The organism is Pontibacillus chungwhensis BH030062, assembly GCF_000770675.1.
Taxonomy (GTDB): Bacteria; Bacillota; Bacilli; order Bacillales; family BH030062; genus Pontibacillus; species Pontibacillus chungwhensis.
Genome location: NZ_AVBG01000010.1, coordinates 1 through 15,274 on the forward strand (window position 1 = coordinate 1; position 15,274 = coordinate 15,274).

The 15,274-nt window shown below is 41.8% G+C and carries 15 protein-coding genes, 1 pseudogene and 1 riboswitch; of the genes and pseudogenes, 7 read left to right on the forward strand and 9 right to left on the reverse strand.

Annotated elements, in window-relative coordinates; genetic code table 11:
- Positions 1-203 precede the first annotated feature (203 nt).
- Both N780_RS12880 and N780_RS12885 read left to right on the forward strand, forming a co-directional pair.
- Positions 204-734, forward strand: a complete 531-nt coding sequence (locus N780_RS12880) for a DUF6944 family repetitive protein (RefSeq protein WP_052115060.1) — start codon at positions 204-206, stop codon at positions 732-734.
- Positions 735-933: 199 nt separating this feature from the next.
- A complete protein-coding gene (locus N780_RS12885; RefSeq protein WP_036784773.1) occupies positions 934-1,521 on the forward strand; it encodes a hypothetical protein in 588 nt (195 codons plus the stop codon).
- Between the two features lie 95 nt (positions 1,522-1,616).
- Here N780_RS12885 and N780_RS12890 read toward each other — a convergent pair whose 3' ends face one another.
- The 4 genes from N780_RS12890 to N780_RS12900 form a co-directional block, all read right to left on the reverse strand.
- Positions 1,617-2,804: a hypothetical protein gene (locus tag N780_RS12890; protein ID WP_036784775.1), complete on the reverse strand. Its 1,188-nt coding sequence runs from the start codon at positions 2,802-2,804 to the stop codon at positions 1,617-1,619.
- Positions 2,797-3,930, reverse strand: a complete 1,134-nt coding sequence (locus N780_RS12895) for a HesA/MoeB/ThiF family protein (RefSeq protein ID WP_036784777.1) — start codon at positions 3,928-3,930, stop codon at positions 2,797-2,799. Before N780_RS12895 ends, N780_RS12890 begins: the two co-directional genes overlap by 8 nt.
- 911 nt (positions 3,931-4,841) lie before the next feature.
- A complete protein-coding gene (locus N780_RS20285) occupies positions 4,842-4,973 on the reverse strand; it encodes a hypothetical protein (RefSeq protein ID WP_269746712.1) in 132 nt (43 codons plus the stop codon).
- Between the two features lie 173 nt (positions 4,974-5,146).
- Positions 5,147-6,412, reverse strand: coding sequence for a helix-turn-helix domain-containing protein (locus tag N780_RS12900; RefSeq protein WP_036784778.1), 1,266 nt, complete (start codon positions 6,410-6,412; stop codon positions 5,147-5,149).
- 275 nt (positions 6,413-6,687) lie between these two features.
- Positions 6,688-6,793, forward strand: a riboswitch (SAM riboswitch).
- Positions 6,794-6,961: 168 nt separating this feature from the next.
- Between N780_RS12900 and N780_RS12905 the strand changes: the two genes are divergently transcribed.
- The 4 genes from N780_RS12905 (at position 6,962) to N780_RS12920 (ending at position 10,404) form a co-directional block, all read left to right on the forward strand.
- Positions 6,962-8,023 carry an LLM class flavin-dependent oxidoreductase gene (locus tag N780_RS12905; RefSeq protein ID WP_036784781.1) on the forward strand — a complete coding sequence of 354 codons (1,062 nt, stop codon included), beginning with the start codon at positions 6,962-6,964 and terminating at the stop codon, positions 8,021-8,023.
- On the forward strand, positions 8,020-8,979 hold the full coding sequence (locus N780_RS12910; protein ID WP_036784783.1) for an ATP-grasp domain-containing protein: 960 nt from the start codon (positions 8,020-8,022) through the stop codon (positions 8,977-8,979). Before N780_RS12905 ends, N780_RS12910 begins: the two co-directional genes overlap by 4 nt.
- Before the next feature lie 361 nt (positions 8,980-9,340).
- Positions 9,341-9,880 (forward strand): D-glycero-alpha-D-manno-heptose-1,7-bisphosphate 7-phosphatase, encoded by a 540-nt coding sequence (locus N780_RS12915; RefSeq protein ID WP_036784787.1) that lies wholly within the window; start codon positions 9,341-9,343, stop codon positions 9,878-9,880.
- A 161-nt stretch (positions 9,881-10,041) separates the two neighbouring features.
- Entirely contained in the window at positions 10,042-10,404 is a 363-nt protein-coding gene (locus N780_RS12920) for a hypothetical protein (RefSeq protein ID WP_036784789.1), read from the forward strand.
- A 32-nt stretch (positions 10,405-10,436) separates the two neighbouring features.
- Here N780_RS12920 and N780_RS12925 read toward each other — a convergent pair whose 3' ends face one another.
- The 5 genes and pseudogenes from N780_RS12925 to N780_RS12940 form a co-directional block, all read right to left on the reverse strand.
- Complete coding sequence (locus tag N780_RS12925) at positions 10,437-11,294, reverse strand: aminoglycoside 6-adenylyltransferase (RefSeq protein ID WP_036784792.1); 858 nt, start codon at positions 11,292-11,294, stop codon at positions 10,437-10,439.
- A pseudogene (locus N780_RS19285) lies at positions 11,291-11,641 on the reverse strand (NUDIX hydrolase); the annotation flags it as partial. The pseudogene N780_RS19285 and the gene N780_RS12925, both read right to left, overlap by 4 nt.
- Positions 11,642-11,656: 15 nt before the next feature.
- Complete coding sequence (locus N780_RS19895; RefSeq protein ID WP_156969175.1) at positions 11,657-11,812, reverse strand: NUDIX hydrolase; 156 nt, start codon at positions 11,810-11,812, stop codon at positions 11,657-11,659.
- Between the two features lie 14 nt (positions 11,813-11,826).
- A complete protein-coding gene (locus tag N780_RS12935) occupies positions 11,827-12,543 on the reverse strand; it encodes a nucleotidyltransferase domain-containing protein (RefSeq protein WP_332307818.1) in 717 nt (238 codons plus the stop codon).
- A gap of 178 nt (positions 12,544-12,721) precedes the next feature.
- Positions 12,722-13,330, reverse strand: coding sequence for a GNAT family N-acetyltransferase (locus tag N780_RS12940; protein ID WP_052115062.1), 609 nt, complete (start codon positions 13,328-13,330; stop codon positions 12,722-12,724).
- A 192-nt stretch (positions 13,331-13,522) separates the two neighbouring features.
- Here N780_RS12940 and N780_RS12945 point away from each other — a divergent pair, with 192 nt between their 5' ends.
- Entirely contained in the window at positions 13,523-14,869 is a 1,347-nt protein-coding gene (locus N780_RS12945; protein WP_036784795.1) for an N-acetylmuramoyl-L-alanine amidase, read from the forward strand.
- Positions 14,870-15,274 lie beyond the last annotated feature (405 nt).

Here is a 15,274-nt window from a genome sequence, read left to right on the forward strand (position 1 = left end):
CCTGGGAAATATGTAATTTTACAATTGTTTCAGACAATTATTATAATACGAAATCTCCTATAGAAAGTCAACTCCTTTTTCTTCATTTATCCAGTTACTAGCTTGATAAAATCGCCCCTTTTTACATAGTTGCATAGATTACAAGCATTTCTGTCACACCATAACTCCCTCTTGTTTACACTACTACAAAAGGGGTGAGGGGCATGGAGAGGGAAACATTCGGAGCATGGGTCGTTGCCATTGGAACAACTTTAGCAGCACTAGGCAACACCCCTTCCCTGTCTCTCCCTTCCACCCTTTCAAAGGATCTCGACGTTGTTGGAAATGTCCTTCAAGGCACAGGAAGCGCATTCCTCGCCGATACAGAAGACGCGTTCACACTCAACAAGCTTGGGAACATGATCCAAGCTACCGGAAACTCAACCGTTGTAAGCGGATTGCTCTTGCCTGTAGAAGAACAAACAAGACTCACGCTCCTCATCAAAGGAAACCTGCTCCAAGCACTAGGAAGCGGAACCTCCCTTGCAGAAGCTCTTTCAGAAGAACAAACCCTACTCAACCTCTACATTATATACGGAGACCTTCTCCAAATGATCGGCAACAGTCTCCAAGCCCTCGCAGAAGGAAAAGAACTAAAAGGCCAAAACGCACAAACACTCGAAAGCATCGGAAACTGGATCCAAGCCATCGGATCATACTTCTCCCTATACGCCACACAAATAAATCACCACTAACACAGAGAACAGTTTTTAGAACTACTACAAGATGAAGTCTCTACGAACGAATAAAAGAGAATTTAATACAACACACAAAATACTATGGTACGCTTAGGCCACCAATTTACTTCATAACAGTTTAAATTTAGAAAGGGAATCACTCATACAACATGGAACATGGTCTAAAGGTCTAAATAAATTGTAGGGAGGAGACAGAATGAATAGGATAAAGATTATAGCCTCAATTGTGATCACTTTAGCGGTTTCGGGTTTAGCTGTATGGATTAATTCTTCTAATTTTGAACTTGGAAAGTACGATAGTTTCCAAGAAGCAATTGAAAAAGGCATACCTTACGAGGTTAATGATCTAATCCACATCGAAAATTACGATGGAGTAAACATCGTTATGTACACAACTGATCCAGATAAAGACGAATTACCACACGCAGATTTCGAAGCACTTGCGTTAGCTTTCTTTAAAGGAAGTCACCAGGATGGCTGGGAGAAGCTTGGAGTTGGTGGATGGACTCATTATGAAAATGACAATATGACGGTTTACCGTGAGCCTCTGCGCGTTCATGACAATAAAGGTAATGCACTACATGAATTTTATGTGGTGTTTGGAGAAATAAACAACCCTGAGATTGCCATTATTGAAACCAAGTCACATGATGATGAATCATTCGAAGAAGCAAAAATTATTAGGAAAAATGGAGTAGCACGCTATTACATCCAGATCGGTCAGCAACCCATTGTTCGAGGGTTATCAAAAGACGGGGATGTGATCGATCGGCAAGGTGGGTGAACAAGCAGTTATCTTGGTCCATCGCTAAACAAGACTTCCATATATGGAAGTCTTGTTTAGTTTACAATATTAAGAAACAACTCTAACAAAATCCTCTAAGCACTTACAGCTTGATTCGATTGACGTTCCTGTCTTGCAGTACGCAAACCGATTAACCATGCTGCGACTTGAATCAAAAGCGCCACAATGACAAGAATTCCATCCCAGAAGTAAAGATTTGTGAACGTATGTTGCGTCATATTCTCAAATGCTTGCTGCAACCCGTAAAGGGACGGGAGGATCTGGAAGTAAACGAATAAAAAGGTCGCTACAGCTCCTCCAAACATATAGAGCACCGAAAACCACTTCGCATGTTTCTTCTCATGAGGGGCTAAACGCTGCCACTCGTCTTGACGCTTACGAAGAAATATCTTTTGCAAGAGAACAAGACTATGCTCATGAAGCGCCGACGTGTTTACCCAGTTGATCAGTACAAAATACATATCTGTTCTTAAGAATATAACAAATTGACTGATTACGCCGAATAAGAGAAAGAACGTGACCATCTGGGCAAAGGAAACGATAAAAGCGATCGGCACGAATAGTTGAACCAAAAGACAAGCTAAAATCATAACCCCATCCCAGGCCATTCCCGCCAAATACGGAGTATATCGCTCTTTCTTCTCCCTCGACCAAAGTCCTGACATATCCGTTTCTGCTACAAGAAAGATCATGCGCAAGTTTAGCTGAACTTTTGTTTTCACACCAAGCCTGTTGGCAGCTAATACATGAGCAAACTCATGAATGATCGTTGCAGCTGATATGGTTAATAAGATTAAAATTGCACTAAGACCGACTGATTCAAACAAGAAGACATCTCTGAAACTAGGGAATAAGGAAGGAGAATAAGCAATGAGGAAGACAGCAGCCACAGCAGACAAGGTGTAGAACATCATTAGTGGCTTACTAAAAAGAATGCTGCCTGCCTTTTGCAGACGAGGATTCACCTCACGATCTACTTCTTCATTTAATACCACACCATTGATCTTCAGGATAAGACCCATTTCAAGAAGCGTTTCAGCAAAATCCAGCACATCCACTTCTTCTCCGTACTTCGCCTCTACGCTCTCTTTCACTTCTTCGATCGTCTTCTCTCCATCAAATCCTCGAACCACATCAGCCGCTACATCAGGCACACGTATGAACTCCCCCAAAACAGGGTCTCCAATCGTGTACTCCTCCCCGTCCTGCTGGATCGATAAATGGGTACAATCCAGACAATGCTCTTTTACCAGGTTACCCATGAACGACCCTCATTTCATTTGCACATTCAATGAGTTCATCTAAAGTTGAGATCTCTTCTATGTGATCTTGACTGCACGTAGGACAAGTCGGCACCCTGGTAAATTCAAAATCGCTCTGATTCAGTTCCATGGTTTCTGTATTTAACTGAGAGTAAGGCTTTGCCAATTCGGCGTAGCCTGTTAGATGTTTTACAACTTCAGATGTAAAGAAGCCTGTGAGCATCGAAACATGAGGCGCAAATCCAGTATTTCTTCTTGAGAAAACTTTATTGTACACCGCTCTTAATCGGCTTTCTTCAGAATCTTCCTCCGCCAGTCCGTTAATAAGACGGCAATCATAACAAGAACCAGAAGCAGGATCGAGCCGTTCCCACATGACGATTTTATTCAGGAACCCTCCTTGATAAAACGGAATTCCTTTTATGTAACAAGCAGCATTCACCCATCTGTTGGCTACGATAGCAGGCGTATCGATCATACTCACAACGATGTCACAGCCATCAATGATATCTAACAAATCGTGATGGGACGTAATTTCTCGGTTATACATTTTTACTTTCACATCAGGATTAATCTTCTCGACTTTTTCCTGTGCAACTTCGGATTTCAATCGGCCAACGTCCTCTTCATTGAAGATAAACTGACGATTCAAATTGCTGCGACTTATTGTATCAAAGTCTACACCACGAATCTCACCTACACCGAGCCCAGCAAAGTAAGCTGTTGTTAAACAGCCTCCTCCAAGACCGATAACGGCTACTTTCGCATCCTTCAGACTCCCTTGATACTCATACTTACTTTTCGATAGATTCGAATAGCTTGAATAATAGTTTAAATTGGCTTCATATCGCTCAAGTTCAGACGCAAGAAAAGAGACTGGGACTTCAGCAGACTCAAGAAAGCCAAGTCCATCAAGGGCCCCTATCGCCTCATTTACTTCTTCTTCTGTAATCCCTAACTGAATCGCAACTTCTTCATTAGTTCTACTGCCATCCAGGAGCTCAGTAAGTTTGTAAACCAATCCCTCGGGATCATTGATGATGGTACGCTGTTCATTCATTCCAACTTCTATAGCTTCCTCTAACTGAACCACCGGTCTTAACGTTCTCTTAAACGCTACATTCATTCGAAACCCTCCTATTATAGAAATAGGACCGTACATTTTCATATACGGCCCCTGTGATCGTTCTTCCTATTTAGTACACCTTCCGCTATACAAAGCGGCCCTTAGCCAGCATATGGAGGCGGTACAAGAACAGTTGGCTTGAGCTTCTCGGTCTTTTTCACTTCAATTTTCATGTAGATGACCTCCTTTTCATATAGTTTGGGTAAGCTAAGTATTCCAAGTCTTAGCCAGCATAATTTTGCACGTATGTCGGTTTAAGTTTTTCGGTCTTTTTCACTTCGATTTTCATGAAGAATACCTCCTTTATGCTGGATTGGTGAAACTGACTACGCTTTACGCTTAGCCACCGTATGGAATGAATGTTGGCTTAAGCTTTTCGGTTTTTTTCACTTCGATTTTCATGAAGAATACCCCCTTTTTAATAGATTGGTGAAGCTGACTACGTTTTACGTTTAGCCACCGTAAGGGATGAATGTCGGCTTAAGTTTTTCAGTCTTTTTCACTTCAATCTTCATGAGTACTCCTCCTTTCAAGTAGCAACCTCTTATGTAATGGGCTGTACTTTTGATCTGAGTTAATCATACAAAATATTCTTACTTTTTTGAATAGTTTTACTACTTAACGAAATATTACAGATTATTTGCTATTCTTTTTATTTTCCATTCAAATCTTTTGTTCCCTGACAAAGAATCAGTAGTGAAAACACCACTAAATCCAAGCTTTTAACATTCTTATTTTCCCCCAGAAAAACAATAAGTCCACCAATACCGGAAAACCAGTAATGATAGACTCAAGGTTACGCAAATAAAAAAGGGCTTGGCTTCATTTCAGAGATCTCACCCTGATCATGAGCCACAAGCCCCTTTATGCTATCTATAAATTATATTAGATTCTCGGCTAAAAAAGAGACTTTAGCTAACAACCTCTTCATCGTTTAACCCGGCAACATCAGGTTCTTCACCAGCTAAATCGAACCCTCCCTGAAACATACCAAAACCTAACGTCAATAGAATAGCTGCTACTACAGTTGTTAACTTTTTCACGATAAGCCCTCCTTGATTAATCTATAAACATCATACCTAATTTTTAGATTATATTGAATAATTTTGAGTTAATACAAAACATTACAAAAACACTGCATAAAATTGATTGTTTCAACCAAAGGTTTTGCGTTAACCTCTATATTTATCCACTTAAATAGACTCAAGTACAATTCTTAAACGGAGCTTAACTGAATTTCTTTTTTCATATAAGAAGCAGCTAATTTATATTTCCGATTGTTATAATAATAATCACCAAGTCGTTCATAGAGACCTTTCAACTTATATTGGTAGTCGCGTTCTTCCAATTCTTTTATTAAGTCATTCATGCAGCGTTCGAAATCTTCAAACCTTTCCTCTTTCTCAAATATAAAAGCTTCTAACTCTTTTAAGTAGTATTGATCTTGTTCTGATTGGCAATGTTGTTTGGCATGACTAAGAACGAGTTTGGCTTCTTCAACCTTATTCCGATCTATCAAACTACCTATTAAGGAACGGTATGGAAGAACAATATTGTGCAGGTCTCCATCCTCGACTTTTGTCTCTATCGACTTCCTGAAATAATAGATGGCAGTCCCGTAATCACCCAGTTGCTTATTAATCAGTCCGCAATTATGTTGAATGCGACTCTTCAACTTTTTATTATTTGTCATATTGACAATCTTTTCTCCCTTGTGAAAGTATTCCATTGCTGCTTCACATTCAGTCATCTCCCAATGTATAGCACCTATCATATTATACGTTTCCCCTAACCGGTCCCATTCGAGCTTTTGCTGAAACACATGCAGACACTCTTTCGCTGCTTCAATCGCCTTATAATACTCCCTGTTCTGCTTATGCAGCAAAGAAATATTATAGAAGAACAAACCTTCCTCTAATTTGTCGTCAGTTTGGGTTACGAGTCTATAATAGTGTTTTAAACTTGCATGTATATGATTGTGTTGAAAGTGGTATAAACCAAAATAGTAGTCATGGAATGACGAGAGCACGGTATCGTCTAGCATCTCCCCATCTTTTATATAAAGGCTTACTAATAAATGAATCGAGGTTAGTTTATCTTGATTGCCCCCCTCTTTCATAAAATGAGCACCTTTAATGAGCGTATATAGTAGCTCACTATAAATCCCCTTAACGACTTGATCCTCCAGAGACTCCAAATGATTCAGCAGACTCTTCACTCTTGAACCATCACCTATAACGACCGCATCTTTCAATTCTATAATCTGGTCGATTAAGGCCTGATCCATGTATTCGTACTCCAACAAGTAATCCTCATCCACCTCTAGCTTGTCCGCAAAAAGCACAAGAATATCTTTAGACGGAACGTACTTACCCGATTCAATATTGCTAAGATGAGTAGCTGAAACCACCCCAACGCTAAGCTCACTCTGCGATAAGCCACGTAATTGCCTTACGTATTTAATTCTTCTCCCGATGTGCACCAAAGATTCCCCCATACCATATTGGACTAGTTGTATGTGTTCAACAAAGATGCTGAAAATTCAAAAATTATTTCCTTAGTATTAGTTTATCAGACATTCGGCCTTACTGAATCAGGAAGGAAGACCCCTTTTATCATAGGTCAATAGAACCACCGTCTGAAATTAACCAAGATAAATACGCAACATTAAGGTGAAAGTTTTGACTTACATTTCATTGACAACTCACTTATAAGAGCGTAATATAATCATCAACAAAAAAGTTCGAAAATTAACTCTTCTTATCAAGAGAGGTGGAGGGACTGGCCCTTTGATACCTCGGCAACGGGTTCTTACGTGAATACCGTGCCAATTCCAACCAGGTGAAAGCCTGAAAGATGAGAGAGCGGGACTCGTATTCGGAGCCCTCTCATCTCGTCTGAAGGACAAGTTGAGGGGGTTTTTTAGTACCTTCCTTCATATACATAGAAGGAAATTGGACGCGTAACTTTTAATTCCAAGTAACTTGGGTTGTTTAATCTGATATACTATTATAAAGAGGAGCTGAGTCAGGTGAGGTACGGATATTGGTTACCGATTTTCGGAGGTTGGCTTAGAAATGTTGAAGATGAGGGCATGCCTCCCACATTCGATTATGCCAAGAAAGTCGTTCAACGAGGTGAACAATTAGGATTTGATACGACGCTCATTGCGGAGTTGTATTTAAATGATATAAAAGGAACCGATCAGGATTCTTTGGAAGCTTGGACAACAGCGGCAGGGCTAGCTGCCGTGACGGAAACAACAGAGATTATGGCAGCGGTCAGACCGAATTTTCATAATGCAGCCGTGACTGCGAAGATGGCCGCAAATATTGATCAAATCTCAGGAGGTCGCTTCACGTTAAACGTCGTGTCCGCCTGGTGGCAAGAGGAAGCAAAGCAATACGGTGGCTCGTTCACCGCACACGATGAACGGTATGATCGAACGGATGAATTTCTAAGAGTGTTAAAATCCCTTTGGACTAAAGAAGAGCCTGTCAGCTACAACGGGAAATTCTATTCCATTGAGAACACCCACCTTCATCCGAAACCTGTTCAAAAGCCGTATCCTAAGCTTTACGCAGGTGGCGAGAGCCCAAGAGGAAAAGAAACGATCGTCAATCACTGTGACGCCTATGTCATGCATGGGGGGACGGTCGATGAAATTAAGACGAAGATTGATGATATGAAAGAAAGACGTAGTGAAGCCGGGCAAGAACCGTTCCAATCTTTCGGCATGGCGGCTTATGTCATTTGTCGCGATACGGAAGAAGAAGCTCTTCAGGAATTAAACCGGATTACAGATGTAAAAGATTCTGGAGCTTACGCTGGGTACAGTGATTTCACAAGTAAGTCACAGCTTGAACAGCAAGTCGATCTGCAGGATTACTCCGTCTCCAACCGGGGACTGCGTCCGAAACTAATCGGCACACCCGATCAAATTGCTGAACGCATTTTACAATACGAACAAGCTGGGCTTGATCTGCTTCTTCTTCAATGCTCTCCGCAGCTAGAAGAGATGGAGCGCTTTAGCAGAGACGTTATGCCACTCGTAGAAGAGAAACGCACACACTTCAAGGAGGTACCACAATGACAAAGATTTACGTATTACATGAAAACGATGAATGGACCGATCACTTAACAGGACGCCTAAAGGAGCTTGGCTTGCCGTTTGAGTTATGGCACTTAGACCAGGGCACAGTTGATCTAACGGAGGAGCCACCAGAAGGAATCTTCTACAATCGAATGAGTGCTTCTTCTCACACTCGTGATCACCGCTTCGCACCCGAATTCACAGAAGCCGTACTGGCTTGGCTTGAACGTCACGGCAGAACCGTTGTAAACGGCAGCCGCGCACTGCGCCTTGAGCTTAGTAAAGTGAACCAGTATATGGCGTTAAATCAAGAAGGCATCACCACGCCAAAGACGATTACAGCCGTCGGGAAAGATCAAATTATTGAAGCAGCTAAAAAGCTTGACCTTGCTCCATTTATTACGAAACACAACCGCGCTGGCAAAGGGCAAGGCGTACAGCTCTTCCACTCCCTTAAAGCACTTGAAGAATATGTGTATGGATACTCGTTTGAAGAACCCGTCGACGGTATCACACTCGTCCAGCAATATATCGAAGCTCCAAAGCCGTATATCGTCCGTCACGAATTCGTAGGCGGCAAGTTCCTCTACGCCGTGAAAGTCGACACCTCAGGAGGATTCGAACTATGCCCAGCTGACGCCTGCACCATCGAAGACTTACACTGCCCGACCGGCACAGAAGAAACAGGCGGTGCAAAATTTGAAATTCTAGAAGGGTATGCAGACCCAATCATTGAGTCTTACGAAGCTTTCCTTGCTTCTAATAACATTAAAGTAGCCGGAATTGAAGCGATCCAGGACCATAATGGAAATGTATACACATACGATGTGAACACAAACACCAACTACAACTCAGACGCCGAAGCCGTATCAGGCGTATATGGTATGCTGCAACTCGCAACCTACCTAGGAGAACGTCTGAAAGAACAGTACCCATCAGCAATCCCCATCTCTTAAGCAAAGCCTTACTGGCTTTGCTTTTTTCTCTGTAATGAGCGTAAGGTAGTTTTGGAACATGCCATGCACGGGAATTATGCATCACCCTCAAAGTATTAAAGCTGCGAGGCCTTTCACTACCTATAGCAAGAGGTGTCTGGGGAACGGGGAGACTCCTGCGGGAGAAAGAGGTCGACGAGACCCCGGACTGAACGAAGTGAGGGAGGAGGCTCGACAGCTCGCCCGCGGAAAGCGAGTCGTTCCCCAGACACCTCTCTCCTCTCAGTAAACGTAAAGGCCTCATACACATTAAATGCCTCAGTTCCATATATACAGACTTCTTGGGTATACTACCTGTTAGAAGATTGATGGAGGGATGTTTATGACAAAGCGAGCTGTATTTCTGGACCGGGACGGTGTAATCAACGAAGTTCTGACAGACCGCGTGAAATTCGTAAATAAACGTGAGGACTTGTTCTTTCTCCCCAAAGTCCCTGAGGCCATTCAAATGCTGAATGAATCAGGTCTTTTTGACTTAATCGCTGTCATCACGAACCAAGGCGGAGTGGGTTTAGGGTATATGAAGGAAGAGCAGCTACAAGACATTCACACATACATGGTCGACGAGCTGAAGAAGCTAGGAGCAGAGATTGATGAGGTGTGCTACTGCCCCCACAAGCCAAAAGAGGGCTGTGAATGCCGTAAGCCTGGTAGCAAAATGATTGAGGATATAGCTAAAGAACACGACATTGACTTGTCCGCTTCTTACATGGTCGGTGACCGAGAACCAGACATCGAGGCCGGACAGAATGCCGGAACGAAAACCGTTTTCTTAGGCGAAGACTATGGTCTTGCTAACGCTACCTTCCCCACCCTTTACGACGCAGCCGAGTGGATTATACAAGATGCTAAAAATCATTAAAACAGTGCCAGACGCGCTTTAGCGAAGCAAAGCGTGTCTGGCACCGTTTAGTGCTCTAGCGTAGTAAAGCCGCAATAAATCATAAAGTTTCCATAATGGTGTAACTCTTCTCCCTTTCTAATCGTCTAATTAATAGAGTGATCGTAGAAGGAGAGTGCCTTATGAGGAAATATGCAATGGTTCCCTTATTGCTTTGCTTGATTTTGCTGAGCGCTTGCCAAAACGAAGCTTTCGATATTGAAGCGACATCCATTAACGTTTATGAGAATCAACAGGGGTCAGGAACTGGAAAATTGCAGTTCACGATTAAGGATCAAGATACGATCAATGACCTACTTGCCGACTTAAGAAGAGCCCGTACAGACGATGTTTCAAATGTCGATATGGCTAGTCCTGATTTTTATCTTGATTTTATCTACGATGAAGAGGTTGTGCTTTCAGTCGGATATTACACGGAACCGATGGACGGTGCTCGCTATCTTTATAAGAACAAATTATATAAAGTCACAACAGAGATTAAATGACCCCATCAAAAAAGTAGTCAGCTTAACGCTGACTACCTAACTGGCAAATTTCTTACTTGGTGTAAATAAGGCCTTACCCGTTCTCCTTCATCAGACCTTTCAAAACCAAACACATAAGCTACGTGTTCCGAAACTTCCTCAAACAAATCACACATTGTGAATAAGCTTTGCCAGATACGCTCGTACTCTCCATCAGGATATGTAGCAACCAGTTGCTTCCACTCTTTAGGGTCAAGGTATTTCCCGAGATCTTTACCACCTTTTCCTGCACTCACGGTAAAGTCTGTTCGAATTCCTACTTCCCACGACAGCATGCGAATAAGCATATCACGAACAGGCTCTTCCATAATATATTTCGCAAGGGTCAATTCTTCTCTCCACAACGCTTTTGCCACATACGTACTGACCCACCAGAACTCATTCACACATCTCTCATAATCTCTTGCCGTAGGCTTTTGTATAAGAAAAGGGTCTTCAACTGTATCTACTGACTCCTTAATCCGATCGTCTTTATCCAATAAAATTTTGCGATAATCTCGTGCGTGGAGAGACTCTTGGAGGTGTTTTAGAGAGACGAGCGTCAAGTCAATTCGGTTGCCATCCTCAAACTGCATGAGGTACGCAAAGCGCTTCCATTCCCCGTCTTCAGGAAGACCATCATTTAAATCAGGCATTTGCATAATGAGCCTGCTACCAAAGACATCAATCCAGGAATGATCCTCTAAATAGGGGTGAAGATCTTCTACATAGTAGATAATGTCGTAATCTTGAAATCGGTCTTCTTCAGCACGAGAATTCGCTCTTGAGCCATTGAGTTCAACGATCCGAATGTTCTCATCCTGTCTTGCTCTCCCCAAAATAAGATCCATCATCTCATCATAACTTCTCACCTACTCCCCTCCTGTTGCCATTGCTTCTGTAATTCTTTCAGTACATACGTTTCACGCCGTAGCCACCGGGCTTCTCCGTACCCTCTTGCTGCCTCATTTTGCTCAATCGCTTCCTCGAGCGTCACCCATCGCGGGTCGTATTCTTCGGCAACTTCATACCCTTCTAGCTGCAACGGGATCTGTTCATCATTTTTCAACTCACACGTGTAGTAATCAGATTTCATTTCAAAAACCATACCTGGATTCTTATGGTCAGGATTGCTCTCCACAACCGCACCGATTTTCTCATTTACGACACAATTCACATACCCTGTCTCTTCTGCCACCTCCCGGATAACGCCTTCCTCATCACTCTCATCCGCCTATACGCCTCCTCCTGGAAACGTATAGATCCCTTGCTTCGTGTAAACCAATAAGATTTTCGTGGCATGCCAGATCACTGCTCGCACTGCCTTTCTATGACGAATCGGTAAATGTCTTTCATCCTCATCCTCTTCACGATATTCCTTATAGAACATTCACACGACCTCCTCTATTTCTCACCTAACACAAATCCATCAAACAACCGTCCTCCAAAAGGTGCCAGTACTTCTTCAGTGAGTTGAACGATTCTTTCCTTGCTTCCATATGTATAAAAATAATCGAACGCATCACTGTAGCGAGTTGCAAACTCAGGGTCATACTCTTTCAAAGACCGAATGACCCACTTAGAGGAGCCAACCCATTTTCTGTTTGTCCGCAAGACAAATTCACTAATTTGATTCGCTAGCGTATAGGTGATGCATAACGTTTCAGCCCGATTTTCACTACCGATGAAATCTTCTAGCGTGTCAGTCAGAAAATACCGCTTCATGCGAATCGTTTCATCCGACCACTTCCCAGGGCCCCGATTTAGCACATGATCTGCTTCTGCTTTAATCGGCATAACAACGTCCCACCCCTTTATAATCTCCCCTTCTGAGACCATACGAGGTAATGAAGGACGTGCCCGCTCTACATCACTCTCAAAGAACGCCCGATAAGATTCTAAACTATGAACAAAGACCTCAACAGGCCACTCATAGGCGATGAGCGACTCTCTATAAGAGGAGCAACGGTTCTGATCAAAGATAACGATATCTAAATCCGACTTCGCTGTCCCCTCTCCGCGAACCGTACTTCCAGCTAATAAAGCCCCACTACATTGTGGGAAGAATGCGTCGACAAACAATTTCGCTGCTTTCAATGGTGCTAATCGATCAGTCCTCATGTCCTTCATCTCCTGTGCTGTTGAAATGATAATCCTAACTTTCTTAGCGACGTGCTCATAATTATGCTTTAGGGAAGCCATTTCTTATCTCATTAGTTTAGCATAAATATCCATTAATTCCTCGTATTTTCCATAAATAAAAAGCACCTTCGTTCTAAAACGAAAGTGCAAAAAACTGTTACGTGTACATTGTACGATATTCATCCTGAAGCATTCCCATAATGAAAATGTCGTGCCACTCACCATTTCGGAAGAAGACCTCACGTAGCTGCCCTTCTACCTTAAAGCCCATCCGCTCGTACATGCTCTTAGCCTTCTCATTAAAGGAAAATACCTTTAGACTGATTCGGTGTAAATTGAGTTCCATAAAGACAAAGTTTAAGAATAATAAGAGGGCTTCCTTGCCATACCCTTCACCCCAATACTCTTTCTCCCCAATCATCAGAAGAAACTCTGCATTTTGTTGTTGGTTGTTTTCACGCACAAGGGTAATACTCCCAACTTCTTTGCCCCCATCCTTCTCTATGATGATATAGCTTCTCGATTCCTTCATTCTTTCATAGAACTTCTCAACGTCCTCCATACTATATAAATCAATCGACGTACTCATATTCGTATGAACCGTCGTATCATTCTGCCACCGGTGAAGTAATTCCATATCATCCTTTTCAAGTTTCCTAAACCTGATTTTCTCCGTTTCAAAGATCATACTATCCCACTCCTTTTCGACTGTATACGTAATGATCTTAACATAATCTTCCACACTAGTTGGAGTGAGAAAGCTCATTTAATACATTTTCACCTTACTACCTGAACAGTTACATTTATTATAAATTTCGTATATCAGTTTCAGGAATTGAACTTATAAACAGTTTATTAAAAAATTTTTATACAGAATGATACAACCCCAATCATTCCTATCATACAAGCATATCGTAAGAGTATAACACAAGCTTTTTAATGAAATGGAGGTTATTACATGAAGCTTTATCTAGACCCTGGTCATGGGGGAAAAGACCCTGGAGCTATTGGGGATGGAATTGTGGAGAAAGATATTAATTTAGATATAGCGTTGAGAATACGTGCTAGCATATTAAATGATTATGAAAATGTCGAAGTCCTAATGAGTCGCACTGATGATCGGACTAAAAGCTTAACTGAGAGAACCGAAGAGGCTAACGCCTGGGGTGCTGATTATTATTTATCTATTCATTGCAACGCGCTTGATGGCAAAGCGAATGGGTATGAGGATTTTATTCATGATAGTTTATCTAATTCTTCCATTACAGCACGATATCAAAATGTTATTCATGGAGAAGTCATGAAAATAAATGGGCTAAAAGATCGCGGACAAAAAAAAGCTAACTTTCATGTTTTACGCGAATCCACTATGCCCGCTTTGTTAACTGAAAACGGCTTTATTGATAACAAAAAGGATGCTGCGTTAATAAAACAAGCATCATGGCGGCAAAAGATTGCCATAGGACATGTCAATGGATTAGCAAAAGCATTTAACCTTCAACCTAGACCAGTAGAAGCTAAACAAATATATAAGGTGATTGCCGGTTCATTTAAGCAAAGAGATAACGCAGACGAGCGCGTATCGTATCTCAAATCCAAAAGCATTTCCGCGTTCGTTGATCCGTTACTGATAGATGGCAACCAATTCTACCGCGTCCAAGCTGGAGCATTTATAGAAAAGGAAGGTGCTGAACGACAGTTAGAACAAGTGAAACAAGCAGGGATCAAAGATGCTTACATCATTAGACCAGAAGGCGAAGTATCTGAACAAGCAGGATACCCTATTTTAGGCAGTACCATCTTATCCCCTGACCAAATGAATCAGTTTGCAAAGAGTGTTAACCCAGATGCTACTGAAATCGGATTGTATTATCTCCTATACGGTCAATATTATGGCATTAGAGGTGACATAGCCTTCGCTCAAGCTATGCTTGAAACAGATTATCTTCGTTTTACAGGTGTAGTTAAGCCAGAGCAAAACAACTTCTGCGGGCTTGGTGCAACAAGTTCTGACAATCCAGGAGCAAGCTTTGACACTCCAGAAAAAGGGGTGCTTGCTCATATACAGCATTTATATGCCTATGCTTCCTCCGCCCCCTTACCAGGCCAATACCCATTAGAAGACCCTCGCTTCGGCCTGGTTGATAGGAATTCAGCAACTAAATGGGAAGTTCTCAATGGAAAATGGGCTGTGCCTGGAGACAATTATGGTGAATTAATCTTGAACATTTACGAGAGAATGCTAGATGCTTCAATAAAGAAGTTAGAAGAATCACTACAAGATGTTAAAGCAAACAGAAAGTAACTCGTAAAAACTCCGAATAGGCCTTGGTAAAAAAACACTCCACCCCGAAACTATGTAATGAGAAAAAATCTCCTCTATAAACCTTAATATAAATAAATACCTCTTGGAGAACAAAACCCAGGTAAAAGGTACAAAAATAGCGTATAGAATTATAACTCTATACGCTATTTGTACTTCTTTATACTAGTTTTTATTAAGCTGGAATACTCCCCCGGCCGCGGCCACCCAGAAACACCTACACTATGAAATTCCTTTTAACTCCTCATTCAACTACTCCGTAATTATAAGTTAATAAAAAGCAATCGCATCCGTTAGCAAAAAATAAACTATTTTGCTATCTAATTGTTCAACCTTTCATCACTTTAATTAATAAAATAATGAATAACACAACTAAAGAAAGCAATA

What these genes read in the sequence shown, in the direction of transcription:
- N780_RS12895 (WP_036784777.1), bottom strand. Translation starts at nt 3,930, where the DNA reads ATGAATGTAGCGTTTAAGAGAACGTTAAGACCGGTGGTTCAGTTAGAG.
- N780_RS12890 (WP_036784775.1), bottom strand. Translation starts at nt 2,804, where the DNA reads ATGGGTAACCTGGTAAAAGAGCATTGTCTGGATTGTACCCATTTATCG.
- N780_RS12945 (WP_036784795.1), top strand. Translation starts at nt 13,523, where the DNA reads ATGAAGCTTTATCTAGACCCTGGTCATGGGGGAAAAGACCCTGGAGCT.
- N780_RS12920 (WP_036784789.1), top strand. Translation starts at nt 10,042, where the DNA reads ATGAGGAAATATGCAATGGTTCCCTTATTGCTTTGCTTGATTTTGCTG.
- N780_RS12915 (WP_036784787.1), top strand. Translation starts at nt 9,341, where the DNA reads ATGACAAAGCGAGCTGTATTTCTGGACCGGGACGGTGTAATCAACGAA.
- N780_RS19895 (WP_156969175.1), bottom strand. Translation starts at nt 11,812, where the DNA reads ATGTTCTATAAGGAATATCGTGAAGAGGATGAGGATGAAAGACATTTA.
- N780_RS12885 (WP_036784773.1), top strand. Translation starts at nt 934, where the DNA reads ATGAATAGGATAAAGATTATAGCCTCAATTGTGATCACTTTAGCGGTT.
- N780_RS12935 (WP_332307818.1), bottom strand. Translation starts at nt 12,543, where the DNA reads ATGAGGACTGATCGATTAGCACCATTGAAAGCAGCGAAATTGTTTGTC.
- N780_RS12940 (WP_052115062.1), bottom strand. Translation starts at nt 13,330, where the DNA reads ATGAGCTTTCTCACTCCAACTAGTGTGGAAGATTATGTTAAGATCATT.
- N780_RS12880 (WP_052115060.1), top strand. Translation starts at nt 204, where the DNA reads ATGGAGAGGGAAACATTCGGAGCATGGGTCGTTGCCATTGGAACAACT.
- N780_RS12910 (WP_036784783.1), top strand. Translation starts at nt 8,020, where the DNA reads ATGACAAAGATTTACGTATTACATGAAAACGATGAATGGACCGATCAC.